This window comes from Pseudomonas sp. Marseille-Q5115 (assembly GCF_916618905.1).
Lineage (GTDB): Bacteria > Pseudomonadota > Gammaproteobacteria > Pseudomonadales > Pseudomonadaceae > Aquipseudomonas > Aquipseudomonas japonica_A.
The window spans coordinates 3,530,504-3,545,534 of sequence record NZ_CAKAKI010000001.1 but is presented as its reverse complement, the minus strand read 5'-3'; the positions used below and the strand labels follow the sequence as shown (position 1 = coordinate 3,545,534).

Below are 15,031 nucleotides of genomic sequence, written 5' to 3'. Positions count from 1 at the left end.
CGTGATGGAACCGACACAACTGCAAATGGGCCTGGATTACACCCTGGTCGAAGAACTGGTCTGCGGCGTCGACGAAGTGGGCCGTGGCCCGCTGTGTGGTGCGGTGGTCACGGCCGCGGTCATTCTCGACCCGGCCCGCCCGATCCTTGGCCTCAACGATTCGAAGAAACTCACTGAGGCCCGCCGCGAAGCCTTGTATGAAGAGATCTGCGAAAAAGCCCTGAGCTGGAGCATTGCCCGCGCAGAAGTGGACGAGATCGACCGCCTCAACATCCTGCACGCCACCATGTTGGCGATGCAGCGGGCGGTTGCCGGCCTGCACATCACTCCTCGGCTGGCATTGATCGACGGCAACCGTTGCCCCACGCTGGCGGTACCCAGCGCCGCAGTGGTGCAAGGCGATGCGAAGGTGCCGGCCATCGCGGCGGCATCGATCCTGGCCAAGGTAAGCCGTGACCGTGAAATGACCGCTTTCGAGCTGATTTACCCAGGCTATGGCCTGGGCAGCCACAAGGGCTACGGTACACCGGTACACCTGGAGGCCCTGGCCCGGCTTGGCCCCACGCCGATCCACCGGCGTTCCTTCGCACCCGTGCGTGCCGCTTTCGAAGCGCGCGACGCGGATTTCGCCGAAGCCTGACGCGCTGTTCGGCGGCTGCATTAACAGCCAGCCGCCGCTACAATTCCCCGCTATCGTTTTTCTCGCCAACGGACCTTCCATGTCGGTTTCATTCGTACACCTTCGCCTGCACACCGAATATTCCCTGGTAGACGGGTTGGTACGGATCAAGCCGCTGGTGAAGTCGCTTACAGCCATGAACATGCCGGCGGTAGCGGTTACCGACCAGAGCAACATGTGCGCGTTGGTGAAGTTCTACAAGGCCGCCATGGGCGCCGGCATCAAGCCGATCTGCGGCACGGACCTGTGGCTCGCTGGCTCGGGCGCGGACGCCCCGCTGAGCCGCATTACCTTGCTGGCCATGGACGCCCAGGGCTACCGCAACATTACCGAGCTCATCTCTCGCGGCTACATCGAAGGCCAGCGCAACGGCTTGATCATCATCGAGCGGGAGTGGGTCGCCGAGGCCAGCGCCGGCGTGATCGCGCTGAGCGGCGCGAAGGAAGGGGAAATCGGCCAGGCACTGCTGGGCAACGATCCAGGCCAAGCCGAGGCGTTGCTGCGCTACTGGATGGGCGTATTCCCGGACCGCTTCTATGTGGAACTTCAACGCACCAATCGGGCCGGGGATGAAGAGTACCTGCATGCCGCTGTCGCCCTGGCTGATCGCCTCGGCGCGCCATTGGTAGCGACCAACGACGTACGCTTCATCAAGGCCGAGGATTTCGACGCACACGAAACCCGCGTGTGCATCGGTGAGGGGCGGGCGCTGGACGATCCGCGCCGTTCACGTAACTACAGCGACCAGCAATACCTCAAAAGCCCGGAAGAAATGGCCGAGCTGTTCAGTGATCTGCCCGATGCGCTGCGCAATTCCGTGGAAATCGCCCGCCGCTGCAACATCGAGGTCAAGCTCGGCAAGCACTTCCTGCCGGATTACCCCATCCCCGATGGCATGACCATCGACGAATATTTCCGCAAGGTCTCCTTCGACGGCCTCGAGGAACGGCTGGCCGTACTGTTGCCCCGTGAAACCACCGAGAACTACGAAGCGCGCCGCCAGGTGTACGTGGACCGGCTGAATTTCGAACTGGATATCATCATCCAGATGGGGTTCCCCGGTTACTTCCTGATCGTGATGGACTTCATCCAGTGGGCCAAGAGCAACGGCGTGCCGGTGGGCCCGGGCCGGGGGTCGGGCGCCGGCTCGCTGGTGGCGTACGTGCAGAAGATCACCGACCTGGACCCGCTGGAATACGACCTGCTGTTCGAGCGCTTCCTCAACCCCGAGCGGGTGTCGATGCCCGACTTCGACGTGGACTTCTGCATGGATGGCCGCGACCGGGTCATCGATTATGTGGCGGACAAGTACGGGCGCAACGCTGTCAGCCAGATCATCACCTTCGGTTCGATGGCGGCCAAGGCGGTGGTGCGTGACGTAGCCCGCGTGCAGGGGAAGTCTTACGGCCTGGCCGATCGCCTGTCGAAGATGATCCCCTTCGAAGTGGGCATGACCCTGGAAAAGGCCTTCGAGCAGGAGGAAATGCTCCGCGATTTCCTTGCCAGTGACGAAGAAGCCGCCGAAATCTGGACCATGGCCCTCAAGCTCGAGGGCATCACCCGGAACGTGGGCAAGCACGCCGGGGGCGTGGTAATCGCCCCGACCAAGCTTACGGACTTCTCGCCCATCTACTGCGACGAGGCCGGCGACGGCCTGGTGACCCAGTTCGACAAGGACGACGTGGAAGCGGCCGGGCTGGTGAAGTTCGACTTCCTGGGCCTGCGAACCCTCACGATCATCGACTGGGCCCTGCGCACCATCAACCGTGACCGCGCCAAGGTCGGCGAGGAGCCGCTGGACATCGCGTTCATTCCACTGGACGACAAGCCGACCTACAGCCTGCTGCAGAAGGCCGAGACCACGGCGGTGTTCCAGCTTGAATCGCGCGGCATGAAGGAGCTGATCAAGAAGCTCAAGCCCGACTGCCTCGAAGACCTGATCGCACTGGTAGCGCTGTTCCGCCCCGGGCCGCTGCAGTCGGGCATGGTGGACGACTTCATCAACCGCAAGCACGGCCGTGCCGAGCTGGCCTACCCGCACCCGGACTACCAGTACGAAGGGCTCAAGCCCGTGCTGGCGCCCACCTACGGCATCATCCTGTATCAGGAACAGGTGATGCAGATCGCCCAGGTGATGGCGGGTTACACGCTGGGCGGCGCCGACATGCTGCGCCGTGCCATGGGTAAGAAAAAGCCCGAAGAAATGGCCAAGCAGCGCGGTGGTTTCATCGAAGGGTGCGCAAGCAACGGTATCGACGCGGACCTGGCCGGTAACATTTTCGACCTGGTGGAAAAGTTCGCGGGCTATGGCTTCAACAAGTCTCACTCCGCGGCCTACGGGCTGGTCTCCTACCAGACCGCGTGGCTGAAAACCCACTACCCGGCGCCCTTCATGGCGGCGGTGCTGTCTGCGGACATGCATAACACCGACAAGGTGGTCACGCTGATCGAGGAGGTACGCAGCATGAAGCTGCGCCTCGACGCGCCGGACGTGAACACCTCGGAATTCAAGTTCACCGTGAACGACGATGGCCGCATCGTTTATGGCCTGGGCGCGATCAAAGGGGTAGGCGAGGGCCCTGTGGAGGCAATTGTCGAATCCCGCGCGGCGGGGCCCTTCAAGGACCTGTTCGATTTCTGCGCCCGGGTAGACCTTAAGCGCATCAACAAGCGCACCCTCGATGCCCTGGTGCGCAGCGGTGCGCTGGACCGCCTGGGCCCGTATTTCCAGGACGAACCCAAGGCGTATCAGGCAAACATCGACCGCAACCGCGCCGTGCTGCTGGCGGCCATGGAAGAGGCGATCAAGTCGGCGGAGCAAACCGCGCGCACCCAGGACAGTGGCCACGTGGACCTGTTCGGTGGTGTGTTCGCCGATGCCGAGGCGGATGTCTATGCCAATCACGACAAGGCCCGGCCGCTGTCGCTCAAGGAGCGGCTCAAGGGGGAGAAAGACACGCTGGGCCTGTACCTCACAGGTCACCCTATCGACGAGTACGAAACGGAAATCCGCCGCTTCGCCCGCCAGCGCATCATCGACCTCAAGCCCGCCCGGGATACCCAGACCATCGCCGGCATGGTGGTGGCGCTGCGTGTGATGAAGAACAAGAAGGGCGACAAGATGGGCTTCATTACCCTGGATGACCGCTCCGGGCGGATCGAGGCGTCGCTGTTCGCCGATGCCTTCCATGGTGCCCAGGCCCTGCTGCAGACCGACACTGTGGTGGTGGTGGAAGGGGAGGTGAGCAACGACGATTTTTCCGGCGGTTTGCGGCTGCGGGTCAAGCGTGTACTGAGCATGGAAGATGCCCGTACCCAGTTGGCGGAAAGCCTGCGGATCAAAGTGGATATCAAGGCGTTGGGCGGCGACCGCATCAACTGGCTCGGTAACCTGCTGAACAAGCACCGGGGCGCTTGCCCGATTACCCTGGACTACAGTTCAAGCGAGGCCCGGGCCCTGTTGCAGTTCGGCGAAGCCTGGCGCATTGACCCGGCCGACAGCCTCATCCAGGCCTTGCGTGACCAGTTCGGACGGGAGAACGTCTTCCTGAATTATCGCTGAGCCAGGGCCACCGATCCCGCTCCGGCACGCGCTCGGGCCCAAGGGCTGCGAGCGCATTGTTTTTACATCTCGACCTCAAGGCGCCACTTACGTATGGTATGGCGCCAAACGGATCAACCGGCCGCCTGGCCGTCGACCCAAGACGGAAGCCTATGAACCCGAATTTCCTGGATTTCGAACAGCCAATCGCTGACCTGCAAGCCAAGATCGAAGAGCTGCGCCTTGTCGGCAACGACAACTCACTCAACATCAGCGATGAGATCTCTCGCCTTCAGGAAAAGAGCAGCACGCTGACCGAGAGCATCTTCGGCAACCTGACCAGCTGGCAGATCGCGCGCCTGGCACGTCATCCGCGCCGCCCTTACACGCTGGATTACATCCCGCAGATCTTCACCGAATTCGAAGAGCTGCACGGCGACCGCCACTTCTCCGATGACGCCGCTATCGTTGGCGGTACCGCCCGCCTCGAAGGCCGGCCGGTGATGGTGATCGGCCATCAGAAAGGCCGCGAAGTGCGCGAGAAGGTTCGCCGCAACTTCGGCATGCCGCGCCCCGAGGGGTACCGCAAGGCGTGCCGCCTGATGGAAATGGCCGAGCGCTTCAAGATGCCGATCCTCACCTTCATCGACACACCTGGTGCGTACCCGGGTATCGATGCCGAAGAGCGCAACCAGAGCGAAGCCATTGCCTGGAACCTTCGGGTAATGGCGCGGCTTAAAACCCCTATCATCGCCACGGTGATCGGCGAAGGGGGTTCCGGTGGCGCGCTGGCGATCGGCGTGTGCGACCAGCTCAACATGCTGCAGTACTCGACCTACTCGGTCATCTCCCCTGAAGGCTGTGCTTCCATTCTCTGGAAAACCGCCGACAAGGCGCCTGACGCCGCCGAGGCCATGGGTATCACCGCCGAGCGCCTCAAGGGCTTGGGCATCGTCGACAAGGTGATCGACGAGCCGCTGGGCGGCGCACACCGTGATGTAGCGCTGGCGTCGCAAACCCTGCGTGCCTCGCTGATCGAACAGCTGGACATGCTCAGTGGTTTCGACCTTCCGGCACTGCTCGACCGCCGCTATGAGCGGCTGATGAGCTACGGCCTGTAAGCCCTGTTGCCGTGCCAGCCCTTGGCACGGCGCCCTTCGGGAGCTGCCGCGTGAACCTCCCCGAGCATTTGCTCACCCGGCTTGGCCCATGGCGTAACGCACCCGGGTGGGTTGTTGCGCTGTCCGGCGGGCTGGACTCCTCTGTTCTCCTGCATGCCCTGGCGGCAATGGCCCGCACGCATGCGCTGCCGCCGCTGCGGGCTATCCACATTCACCATGGGCTGCAAGCGGTTGCCGATACCTGGCCGGCTCATTGCCGGCAACTGTGCGAACGCCTCGGCGTGCCGTTCGAGGTTGTGCAGGTCCGGGTAGCGCCGGGCCCCAGCCTGGAGCAGGCCGCGCGCGATGCCCGCTACGCCGCGCTGGGTGCCGCCCTTGGGAGCAACGAGGTGATGCTCACTGGGCAGCATTGTGATGACCAGGCCGAAACCTTGCTGTTGCGGTTGCTGCGCGGCGCAGGCGTGCGTGGCGCCGCAGCCATGCCTGCGCACCGCGCGCTGGGCAGCGGCACGCTGATACGCCCATTGTTGAATGTGGAGCGCGATACGCTGCAGGCCTACGCGCAGGCCAATGGCCTTGACCGGATAGAAGACCCTTCCAATGCCGACCCTCGGTACAGCCGTAACTATCTTCGTCATCATGTAATGGCAGCGCTGCGGGCGCGTTGGCCGGCTGCCTCGGCGAACCTTGCGCGAAGCGCGGCGCACTTTGCCGAGGCGCTGAGCCTGCTCGACGAGGTTGCCGAGCAAGACCTGCGGCTGGCGCAGGAAGGCACGCCGTTTCCGTGGCTGCCGCTGCCCTCGCTGGCGCTGGCGCCGCTGTGCAGGCTGAGTGAAGCCCGCCAGCGCAACGCCATCCGCGCCTGGCTGGCGCCGCTGAGCCGGCTACCGGATACAGATCATTGGGCAGGTTGGGTGGGGCTCCGGGACGCTGCGCCCGATGCAACGCCAGTGTGGGCATTGGCAGACGGTGCGGTATACCGGGCGGTGGATCGCGTGTGGTGGGTGGCCGGCCCCTGGCGAGAGGCGCCGACCTTGCCTTTTGCCTGGGAGAGGCCCGGCCAGGCCTTGAACTTGCCAGGCAATGGTGCGGCCTATTGGCACGGCCCGCTACCGCTTGGTCGGCTCGAGGTGCGCTATCGCCAGGGGGGTGAACGCATGTCGCTTCCCGGGCGCGGCAGCCGTGATCTGAAGCGGTTGTTGAACGAAGCGGGTGTGCCCGGCTTCGTTCGAGGGCGCTTGCCTTTGCTGTTTCTGGAGGGGCAACTGGTTGCCGTGGCGAACCTGCCACGGCTGTCTGCCATCCCGGGCGAACTGCATTGGCAGCCACCGACGATTGACCGGTGTTTGAGATGAAAGCCGCTTTCCGGTAGACTACCCTCCCTTCTTGATACAGCTTCTGCGCGTGCTTGTAACCGCCGAAGTTGCCGATTACCGAGCAGTCTTTGCTGGGCGATGGTTGAAATGTGTAGCAGCTCACTTGCCGGCGACATGCGCCGGTTCGTATGTATGCGTCAGTGTTTCGTACCGTGCGCGGCAAATGTCGCTGGTTGTCGGGGCCCTCGCAGGCGGGACGCTGTTCCGCGCGGCGGGCCTTCCTTCGCTTTCCCCGGCGGCTCCGACCGCTTTAACGCAGACTTCTAGGGTTTTTCATGACGCGTTACATCTTCGTCACGGGCGGTGTTGTTTCTTCATTGGGGAAAGGCATCGCCTCGGCTTCACTGGCGGCCATCCTGGAGGCGCGGGGGCTGAAGGTCACCATGCTCAAGCTGGATCCGTACATCAACGTCGATCCAGGCACCATGAGCCCCTTCCAGCATGGCGAAGTGTTCGTCACCCATGACGGCGCCGAAACCGACCTGGACCTGGGTCACTACGAGCGGTTTATCCGCACGACCATGACCCAGAACAACAACTTCACCACCGGCCGTGTGTACGAGCACGTGCTGCGCAAGGAGCGCCGCGGTGATTACCTGGGCGCGACCATTCAGGTGATCCCCCACATCACCGACGAAATCAAGCGTCGCATCATCAAGGGCGCCGGCGATGCCGACGTGGCCCTGGTGGAAATCGGCGGCACCGTTGGTGACATCGAGTCCCAACCGTTCCTCGAAGCCATCCGCCAGCTGCGGGTCGAGGTCGGCGCTCGCCGTGCCATGCTGATGCACCTCACCCTGGTGCCGTATATCGCCACCGCTGGCGAAACCAAGACCAAGCCTACCCAGCACTCGGTCAAGGAGCTGCGCTCCATCGGCCTGCAACCGGACGTGCTGATCTGCCGCTCCGACCACCCGGTGGACGCGTCCTCGCGTCGCAAGATCGCGCTGTTCACCAACGTTGAAGAGCGTGCGGTCATCTCCCTCGAAGACGTCGACACCATCTACAAGATCCCGGGTGTGCTGCATGCCCAGGGCCTGGATGATTTCGTTGTCGAGCGCTTCGGCCTGCAGTGCGGCAGCGCAGACCTGGCCGAGTGGGACAAGGTCATCGATGCCAAGCTCAACCCTGAGCATGAAGTGACCATCGCCATGGTCGGCAAGTACATGGAGCTGCTGGATGCGTACAAGTCGCTGATCGAAGCGATGAGCCATGCCGGTATCCAGAACCGCACCCGGGTGAACCTGCGCTACATCGACTCCGAAGACATCGAGAACCAGGGCACCGGCCTGCTCGAAGGTGTGGACGCCATCCTGGTGCCGGGCGGCTTCGGCTTGCGCGGTGTCGAGGGCAAAATCCGCGCGGTGCAGTTCGCTCGTCAAAACAAGGTTCCTTACCTGGGCATCTGCCTGGGCATGCAGGTAGCGGTGATCGAGTTCGCCCGTAACGTACTGGGCTGGGCCGATGCCAACTCCACCGAGTTCGAGCGCAACAGCGGCCACCCCGTGGTGGGCCTGATCACTGAATGGGCGGATTCCACCGGCGCGGTCGAAACCCGCACCGAAACGTCGGACCTGGGCGGCACCATGCGCCTTGGCGCGCAGGAATGCCTGCTGGAGCCCAACTCCAAAGTACATGCCTGCTACCAGAAGGACGTGATCGTCGAGCGGCATCGTCATCGCTATGAAGTGAACAACAACCTGCTGCCGCAGCTGGTAGAGGCGGGCCTGGTAATTTCCGGCCGCTCCGGCGACGGCGCACTGGTCGAAGTCGTGGAAGGCAACGACCATCCGTGGTTCGTCGCCTGTCAGTTCCACCCCGAATTCACCTCTACCCCGCGCGATGGCCACCCGCTGTTCAGCGGTTTTGTAAAAGCCGCGCTCGCTCAACAGAGCCTGACACAAAGGAACAAGGGCTGACCCATGGCACAGAAAACGATCCGCGTTGGCAACATCGAGCTGGCCAACGACAAGCCCATGGCCCTGTTCGGCGGCATGAACGTGCTGGAGTCCCGCGACCTGGCCATGAAAGTGTGCGAAGAATACGTACGGGTGACCGACAAGCTCGGCATCCCGTATGTGTTCAAGGCCAGCTTCGACAAGGCCAACCGCTCCTCGGTCAATTCCTACCGTGGCCCGGGCATGGAAGAGGGGCTGAAGATCTTCGAAGAGATCAAGCGCACCTTCAACGTGCCGGTGATCACCGACGTGCATGAGCCGCATCAGGCCGCGCCGGTCGCGGAGGTGTGTGACATCATCCAGCTGCCGGCCTTCCTGTCGCGGCAGACCGACCTGGTGGTCGCGATGGCAAAAACCAATGCCGTCATCAACATCAAGAAGGCGCAGTTCCTCGCGCCGCATGAAATGAAACACATCCTGACCAAGTGTGAGGAAGCTGGTAACGACCAGTTGGTGCTGTGCGAGCGTGGCTCGAGCTTCGGGTATAACAACCTGGTGGTCGACATGCTGGGCTTCGGCATCATGAAACAGTTCGAGTACCCGGTGTTCTTCGATGTGACCCACGCCCTGCAGATGCCGGGTGGCCGCGCCGATTCGGCCGGTGGGCGCCGCGCCCAGGTTACCGACCTGGCCAAGGCCGGTATCAGCCAGGGCCTGGCCGGGCTGTTCCTCGAGGCGCATCCCGACCCGGACAACGCCCGCTGCGACGGCCCCTGTGCCTTGCGCCTGGACAAGCTGGAGCCATTCCTGAGCCAACTCAAGGCACTCGATGAACTGGTGAAGAGTTTTCCGATCATAGAGACCGCCTGATCGCGGTTTCGCTGGTCAGCAACGCCTTTCAACGCCCCGCACTGATGACAGGAGTCGCGGGGCGTGTTCCATCCCTCAGCTGCGTCGTTCTCGTCCAATCTGGAGTGTTTACAACAATGGCAAAAATCGTCGACATCAAAGGTCGTGAGGTTCTGGACTCCCGTGGTAACCCGACCGTAGAAGCTGACGTGCTTCTGGACAACGGCATCATCGGTCGCGCCTGCGCGCCGTCCGGCGCATCCACCGGTTCACGCGAAGCATTGGAGCTGCGTGATGGCGACAAGGGCCGTTACCTGGGCAAGGGTGTGCTCAAGGCCGTGGCCAACATCAACGGCCCGATCCGCGATGCGCTGCTGGGCAAGGACCCGGCTGACCAGAAAGCCCTCGACCACACCATGATCGAGCTCGACGGTACCGAGAACAAGGCCAACCTGGGCGCCAACGCTATCCTCGCGGTGTCCCTGGCAGCCGCCAAGGCTGCGGCCGAGGACCAGGACCTGCCGCTGTACGCACACATCGCCAACCTCAATGGCACCCCGGGCGTGTACTCCATGCCTGTGCCGATGATGAACATCATCAACGGTGGCGAGCATGCCGATAACAACGTCGACATCCAGGAATTCATGGTGCAGCCGGTTGGCGCGAAAAACTTCGCCGACGCGTTGCGCATGGGCGCGGAAATCTTCCACAGCCTCAAGGCCGTACTCAAGGCTCGCGGCCTCAGCACTTCCGTAGGTGATGAAGGTGGCTTTGCACCTGACCTCACCTCCAACGAAGACGCGCTGAAAGCCATTGCCGAAGCCGTTGAAAAAGCTGGCTACACCTTGGGCACCGATGTAACCCTGGCCCTGGACTGCGCGGCCAGCGAGTTCTACGAAGACGGCAAGTACAACCTCTCCGGCGAAGGCCACAGCTTTGACGCCGAAGGCTTTGCCGAATACTTGAAGGGCCTGACCCAGCGCTATCCGATCATCTCGATTGAAGACGGCCTGGACGAGTCCGACTGGGCCGGCTGGAAAATCCTGACCGACAAGATCGGCGAGAAGGTGCAACTGGTCGGTGACGACCTGTTCGTGACCAACACCAAGATCCTCAAGGAAGGCATCGACAAGAAGATCGGTAACTCCATCCTGATCAAGTTCAACCAGATCGGCAGCCTGACCGAAACGCTCGAAGCCATCCAGATGGCCAAGGCCGCCGGCTACACGGCCGTCATCTCGCACCGCTCGGGCGAAACCGAAGATTCGACCATCGCCGACCTGGCCGTAGGCACTGCCGCCGGCCAGATCAAAACCGGCTCGCTGTGCCGTTCGGACCGCGTGTCCAAGTACAACCAACTGCTGCGTATCGAAGAGCAATTGGGCGAGCGCGCACCGTACAAAGGTCGGGCCGAGTTTCGCGGTTGATCAGGAAGTGGTAAAAAGGCGGCGGGCAGGGTGATACTCGGCCCTGTCGCCTTGATGGCTTCCCGGCGATACGGACTGCATAGGGCCTGGCGGATGCCAGGCTTTGTGCTATCTGGACTGACTTTTCACTGGATTCTTCGATGCGCAGTCCCTATTGGTTGTTTCTGGTACTCATTCTGTTGCTGGCTGGCTTGCAGCATCGGCTATGGGTGGGCACGGGCAGTTTTGCCCAGGCCGCTGACCTGAAACAGCAGATCGCCGATCAAAAAACCGAAAACGAGCGCCTGTTCGAACGCAACCGCGTGCTGGACGCCGAAGTGCTCGAGCTCAAAAAAGGAATGGAAACCGTCGAAGAGCGTGCCCGCCATGAGCTGGGCATGGTCAAGGATGGCGAAACCCTCTACCAGATTACCCAATGACCCCGCCCGTATCTTTCTGGGTGGTCATCCCCGCCGCCGGCGTTGGCTCGCGCATGGGGGCCGACCGCCCCAAGCAATACCTTTCATTCGCTGGCAAAACCCTGCTCGAACACACCCTGGACTGCTTCCTTGGCCACCCGGAACTGCGCGGGATGGTGGTAAGCCTGGCGGCAGACGACACCTGGTGGCCGGAACTCGGCTGCGCTGCAAACCCCGCCATCCACCGCGCTACAGGCGGGCGTGAGCGCTGCGACTCAGTGCTCAATGCCCTGCTCAAGCTAAACGAACTGGGCGCTGGCAGCCGGGACTGGGTGCTGGTTCACGACGCCGCCCGACCTAACCTGGCGGCCAGTGATCTGGAGCGCCTGCTGGCCGAGCTGGCCCATGACGACGTGGGTGGCTTGCTGGCCGTGCCTGCCAAGGACACCCTAAAACGCGCGGGCGCGGACGGCCGGGTTGCCGATACCCTCGACCGAAGCGTGGTGTGGCATGCCTTCACGCCCCAGATGTTTCGCTTGGGCCCCCTGCAGCGGGCACTGGCCGATGCGCTGGTGGCTGGCGTTGCCGTGACCGACGAAGCGTCTGCCATGGAATGGGCGGGCCATGCCCCGCGCCTGATTGAAGGCCGTGCCGACAACATCAAGGTCACTCGCCCCGAAGACCTGGCCTGGCTGCGCCGCTAGCCCTGATCTGTAGGGCAAGGCGTGGCCTGGGAATATTCCTCCCGCCCCGCCAATCCTTCCCGCAAATGCTCGATCAACCCGCGCACCTTGGGCGAAAGGTGACGCTGCTGGGGGTACAGTGCCCACACGGCGGTATTCGGCGGCTGGTTGGCTTCGAGCAACGACACCAGCGCACCGCTGCGAAGATGTTCGAGTACGTAATAGTCCGGCAACTGGCACAAGCCCATACCCTTGAGCGCGGCATCGAGCACAGCCTGGCCGCTGTTGCAGCGCCAGCTGCCCTGCACCCGCACAATGGCCTCGCGGTTGTGTTCTTGCATCAGCCACTGGTCGCTGCTGCCAATCAAGCAGTTATGTCGGGAGAGCTCCGACAAGCTATGAGGCCGCCCATAACGTTCCAGATAGCCGGGCGAAGCGCAGAGGTACATGCGGCGAGGGGCGAGGCGGCTGGCCACCAACCGGGAATCCTGCAAACGGCCCAGCCGAACGGCGAGGTCCAGCCCTTCGTCCACCAGGTTCAGCGTTCGATTGGTCAGTTCGATGTCTACCTGCAACTGCGGGTAGCGGGCTTGGTAATCGGTGACCAGCGGCACGATAAAGCGCTCGCCGTAGGCAACCGCGCAGGTCATGCGCAGCAGGCCTTTTGGAGCGCTGGCCAGGTCGTGCACCGCGCGCATGGCCTCCTCGCGACCGTCCTGTAGCCGACGGCAGTGCTGAAGAAACGTATGGCCGGCCTCGGTCAGGCTCACCCGCCGGGTACTGCGGTAGAACAAGCGTGCTTGCAAGCGTTCTTCCAGCTGGGCTACTTGCCGGCTCACATGGGACGAAGACACGCCCAACGCCACTGCTGCCGCGCTGAATTGACCATGCTCGGCCACCGCCACGAACTCATCCAGCCCTTCCCAGCGCAACGCACTCATGATTATCCCTGGGCTGCAATAATATTTCCCGCACGCGCTAATTATCCACAGTGGAGGCGTAGCGTACACTTTGATTTTTACCTATGCCCCAGGAGTTCACATGATCAAGTCCCGTGCCGCGGTCGCCTTCGAAGCGAAGAAGCCGCTGGAGATCGTTGAAGTGGATGTGGCCATGCCCAAGGCCGGTGAAGTGTTGCTGCGCGTAGTGGCCACCGGCGTCTGCCACACCGATGCCTACACCCTGTCTGGCGCGGACCCGGAAGGCATCTTCCCGAGCATCCTGGGCCACGAAGGCGGTGCGATCGTGGAAGCGGTCGGCGAAGGCGTCACGTCGGTTGCGGTGGGCGACCATGTGATCCCGCTGTACACCCCGGAATGTCGCCAGTGCAAGTTCTGCCTGTCCGGCAAGACCAACCTCTGCCAGGCAATCCGCGCCACCCAGGGCAAGGGCCTGATGCCAGACGGCACCACCCGCTTCGCCTACCAGGGCAAGCCGCTGTTCCACTACATGGGTACGTCCACCTTCTCCGAGTACACCGTATTGCCGGAGATCTCCGTGGCGCGCATTCCGAAGGAGGCGCCGCTGGAAAAGGTGTGCCTGCTGGGCTGCGGCGTTACTACGGGTATTGGCGCTGTGCTTAACACCGCCAAGGTCAAGCCAGGGGATACGGTCGCCATCTTCGGCCTGGGTGGCATCGGCCTCTCGGCAATTCTGGGCGCAGTAAAGGCCAAGGCCAGCCGCATCATTGCCATCGACATCAACCCGGCCAAGTTCGAGATTGCCCGCCAGCTGGGCGCCACGGACTGCATTAACCCGAAGGACTTCGACAAGCCGATCCAGGAAGTGGTAGTGGACATGACCGATGGCGGTGTGGACTTCTCCTTCGAATGCATCGGCAATGTGCAGCTGATGCGTGCCGCGCTGGAGTGCTGCCACAAGGGTTGGGGCGAATCGGTGATCATCGGCGTCGCCGGCGCAGGGCAAGAGATCGCCACACGGCCGTTCCAGCTGGTGACCGGGCGCGTATGGCGCGGCAGTGCCTTCGGTGGCGTGCGCGGCCGTACCGAACTGCCCAGCTATGTGGAAATGGCCGAGCAGGGCGAAATCCCGCTGGACACCTTCATCACCCATACCATGCCGCTGGAAGACATCAACAAGGCCTTCGACCTGATGCACGAAGGCAAGAGCATCCGCAGCGTGATTCATTTCTGAGGGTGGCGCCATGAGTCTTGAAAACCTCTCTTGCCAGAAAAGCTTCGGCGGCTGGCACAAGCGCTACAAACACCGCTCCAGTACCTTGGGGTGCGACATGGTATTTGCGGTATACCTGCCACCCCAGGCGGAATCGGGTAAAACCCTGCCAGTGCTGTACTGGCTTTCCGGGCTGACCTGTACCGACGAAAACTTCATGCAGAAGGCCGGCGCCCAGCGCCTGGCCGCACAGCTGGGGCTGATCATCGTGGCGCCGGATACCAGCCCTCGGGGGCCGGATGTTCCCGGCGACCCGGACGGCGCCTGGGATTTCGGCCTGGGCGCGGGGTTTTACCTCAATGCAACCCAGCCACCCTACGCACAGCACTACCGCATGCATGACTATGTGGTGAGCGAACTGCCCGAGCTGATCGAAGCGAACTTCCCCGCCAGCGATGCCCGGTCTATCGCGGGCCACTCCATGGGCGGGCACGGCGCGCTGGTGTGTGCCTTGCGAAACCCCGGCAAGTACCGTTCGATCTCGGCGTTTTCGCCCATAAGCAATCCGATGGATTGCCCTTGGGGGGAGAAAGCATTCGGGCGATACCTGGGCCAGGAGCGCAACCGCTGGCGTGAATGGGACAGCAGCGTGTTGCTGGGCCAGGCGAAGGAACAATTGCCGCTGTTGGTCGACCAGGGCGATCGCGATGATTTCCTCGCAACGCAGCTGAAACCCGAAGCGTTGCAAAAAGCGGCCGGCGACGCCGGTTATCCGCTCACCCTGCGGCTGCAGCCGGGTTACGACCACAGCTATTACTTCATCGCCAGCTTCATCGACGACCACCTGCGCCACCACGCCGCGGCCCTCGGGTTGGCGTGAACCGGCGGCAACGATGCCCAAGCCCGCCTCGGCAAGGTAGAATCGC

12 protein-coding genes are annotated in these 15,031 nt (G+C 62.8%); 11 read left to right on the top strand and 1 reads right to left on the bottom strand.

Translation table 11 applies throughout. The annotated features are described in order from the left end of the window. Positions 1–19: 19 nt before the first annotated feature. The 9 genes from rnhB to ispD all read left to right on the top strand — a co-directional run bounded on the left by rnhB (position 20) and on the right by ispD (position 11,993). Positions 20–640 carry a ribonuclease HII gene (gene rnhB, locus LG385_RS16220; protein WP_181117383.1) on the top strand — a complete coding sequence of 207 codons (621 nt, stop codon included), beginning with the start codon at positions 20–22 and terminating at the stop codon, positions 638–640. 79 nt (positions 641–719) lie between these two features. Then, positions 720–4,241, top strand: coding sequence for a DNA polymerase III subunit alpha (dnaE, locus tag LG385_RS16215; protein WP_225775109.1), 3,522 nt, complete (start codon positions 720–722; stop codon positions 4,239–4,241). Positions 4,242–4,393: 152 nt separating this feature from the next. After that, entirely contained in the window at positions 4,394–5,341 is a 948-nt protein-coding gene (locus LG385_RS16210) for an acetyl-CoA carboxylase carboxyltransferase subunit alpha (RefSeq protein WP_181117205.1), read from the top strand. A gap of 50 nt (positions 5,342–5,391) precedes the next feature. Then, positions 5,392–6,696 (top strand): tRNA lysidine(34) synthetase TilS, encoded by a 1,305-nt coding sequence (gene tilS / locus LG385_RS16205; RefSeq protein ID WP_225775108.1) that lies wholly within the window; start codon positions 5,392–5,394, stop codon positions 6,694–6,696. A gap of 296 nt (positions 6,697–6,992) precedes the next feature. Then, the gene (locus tag LG385_RS16200; protein ID WP_225775107.1) at positions 6,993–8,636 is read left to right on the top strand and encodes a CTP synthase; all 1,644 of its coding nucleotides are present in this window, start codon (positions 6,993–6,995) and stop codon (positions 8,634–8,636) included. Positions 8,637–8,639: 3 nt separating this feature from the next. Next, positions 8,640–9,485 (top strand): 3-deoxy-8-phosphooctulonate synthase, encoded by an 846-nt coding sequence (gene kdsA, locus LG385_RS16195; protein WP_181118781.1) that lies wholly within the window; start codon positions 8,640–8,642, stop codon positions 9,483–9,485. 116 nt (positions 9,486–9,601) lie between these two features. Then, a complete protein-coding gene (eno, locus tag LG385_RS16190) occupies positions 9,602–10,891 on the top strand; it encodes a phosphopyruvate hydratase (protein WP_225775106.1) in 1,290 nt (429 codons plus the stop codon). A 140-nt stretch (positions 10,892–11,031) separates the two neighbouring features. Further along, the gene (ftsB, locus tag LG385_RS16185) at positions 11,032–11,310 is read left to right on the top strand and encodes a cell division protein FtsB (protein ID WP_225775105.1); all 279 of its coding nucleotides are present in this window, start codon (positions 11,032–11,034) and stop codon (positions 11,308–11,310) included. Continuing rightward, entirely contained in the window at positions 11,307–11,993 is a 687-nt protein-coding gene (gene ispD / locus LG385_RS16180) for a 2-C-methyl-D-erythritol 4-phosphate cytidylyltransferase (RefSeq protein WP_225775104.1), read from the top strand. The genes ftsB and ispD overlap by 4 nt, the downstream gene beginning before the upstream one ends. On the opposite strand, the gene LG385_RS16175 is transcribed toward ispD, so the two are convergent. Continuing rightward, positions 11,990–12,913, bottom strand: a complete 924-nt coding sequence (locus LG385_RS16175) for a LysR substrate-binding domain-containing protein (RefSeq protein WP_225775103.1) — start codon at positions 12,911–12,913, stop codon at positions 11,990–11,992. The genes ispD and LG385_RS16175 overlap by 4 nt on opposite strands. Before the next feature lie 100 nt (positions 12,914–13,013). Here LG385_RS16175 and LG385_RS16170 point away from each other — a divergent pair, with 100 nt between their 5' ends. After that, positions 13,014–14,126 (top strand): S-(hydroxymethyl)glutathione dehydrogenase/class III alcohol dehydrogenase, encoded by a 1,113-nt coding sequence (locus LG385_RS16170; RefSeq protein ID WP_181117212.1) that lies wholly within the window; start codon positions 13,014–13,016, stop codon positions 14,124–14,126. A gap of 10 nt (positions 14,127–14,136) precedes the next feature. Further along, complete coding sequence (gene fghA, locus LG385_RS16165; protein WP_225775102.1) at positions 14,137–14,985, top strand: S-formylglutathione hydrolase; 849 nt, start codon at positions 14,137–14,139, stop codon at positions 14,983–14,985. The last annotated feature ends 46 nt before the right edge of the window (positions 14,986–15,031 follow it).

Excerpts from the sequence above, each read along its gene's own strand:
- LG385_RS16200 (WP_225775107.1), top strand. The coding sequence starts at position 6,993 with ATGACGCGTTACATCTTCGTCACGGGCGGTGTTGTTTCTTCATTGGGG.
- fghA (WP_225775102.1), top strand. The coding sequence starts at position 14,137 with ATGAGTCTTGAAAACCTCTCTTGCCAGAAAAGCTTCGGCGGCTGGCAC.
- dnaE (WP_225775109.1), top strand. The coding sequence starts at position 720 with ATGTCGGTTTCATTCGTACACCTTCGCCTGCACACCGAATATTCCCTG.
- ispD (WP_225775104.1), top strand. The coding sequence starts at position 11,307 with ATGACCCCGCCCGTATCTTTCTGGGTGGTCATCCCCGCCGCCGGCGTT.
- eno (WP_225775106.1), top strand. The coding sequence starts at position 9,602 with ATGGCAAAAATCGTCGACATCAAAGGTCGTGAGGTTCTGGACTCCCGT.
- kdsA (WP_181118781.1), top strand. The coding sequence starts at position 8,640 with ATGGCACAGAAAACGATCCGCGTTGGCAACATCGAGCTGGCCAACGAC.
- LG385_RS16175 (WP_225775103.1), bottom strand. The coding sequence starts at position 12,913 with ATGAGTGCGTTGCGCTGGGAAGGGCTGGATGAGTTCGTGGCGGTGGCC.
- LG385_RS16210 (WP_181117205.1), top strand. The coding sequence starts at position 4,394 with ATGAACCCGAATTTCCTGGATTTCGAACAGCCAATCGCTGACCTGCAA.
- ftsB (WP_225775105.1), top strand. The coding sequence starts at position 11,032 with ATGCGCAGTCCCTATTGGTTGTTTCTGGTACTCATTCTGTTGCTGGCT.
- LG385_RS16170 (WP_181117212.1), top strand. The coding sequence starts at position 13,014 with ATGATCAAGTCCCGTGCCGCGGTCGCCTTCGAAGCGAAGAAGCCGCTG.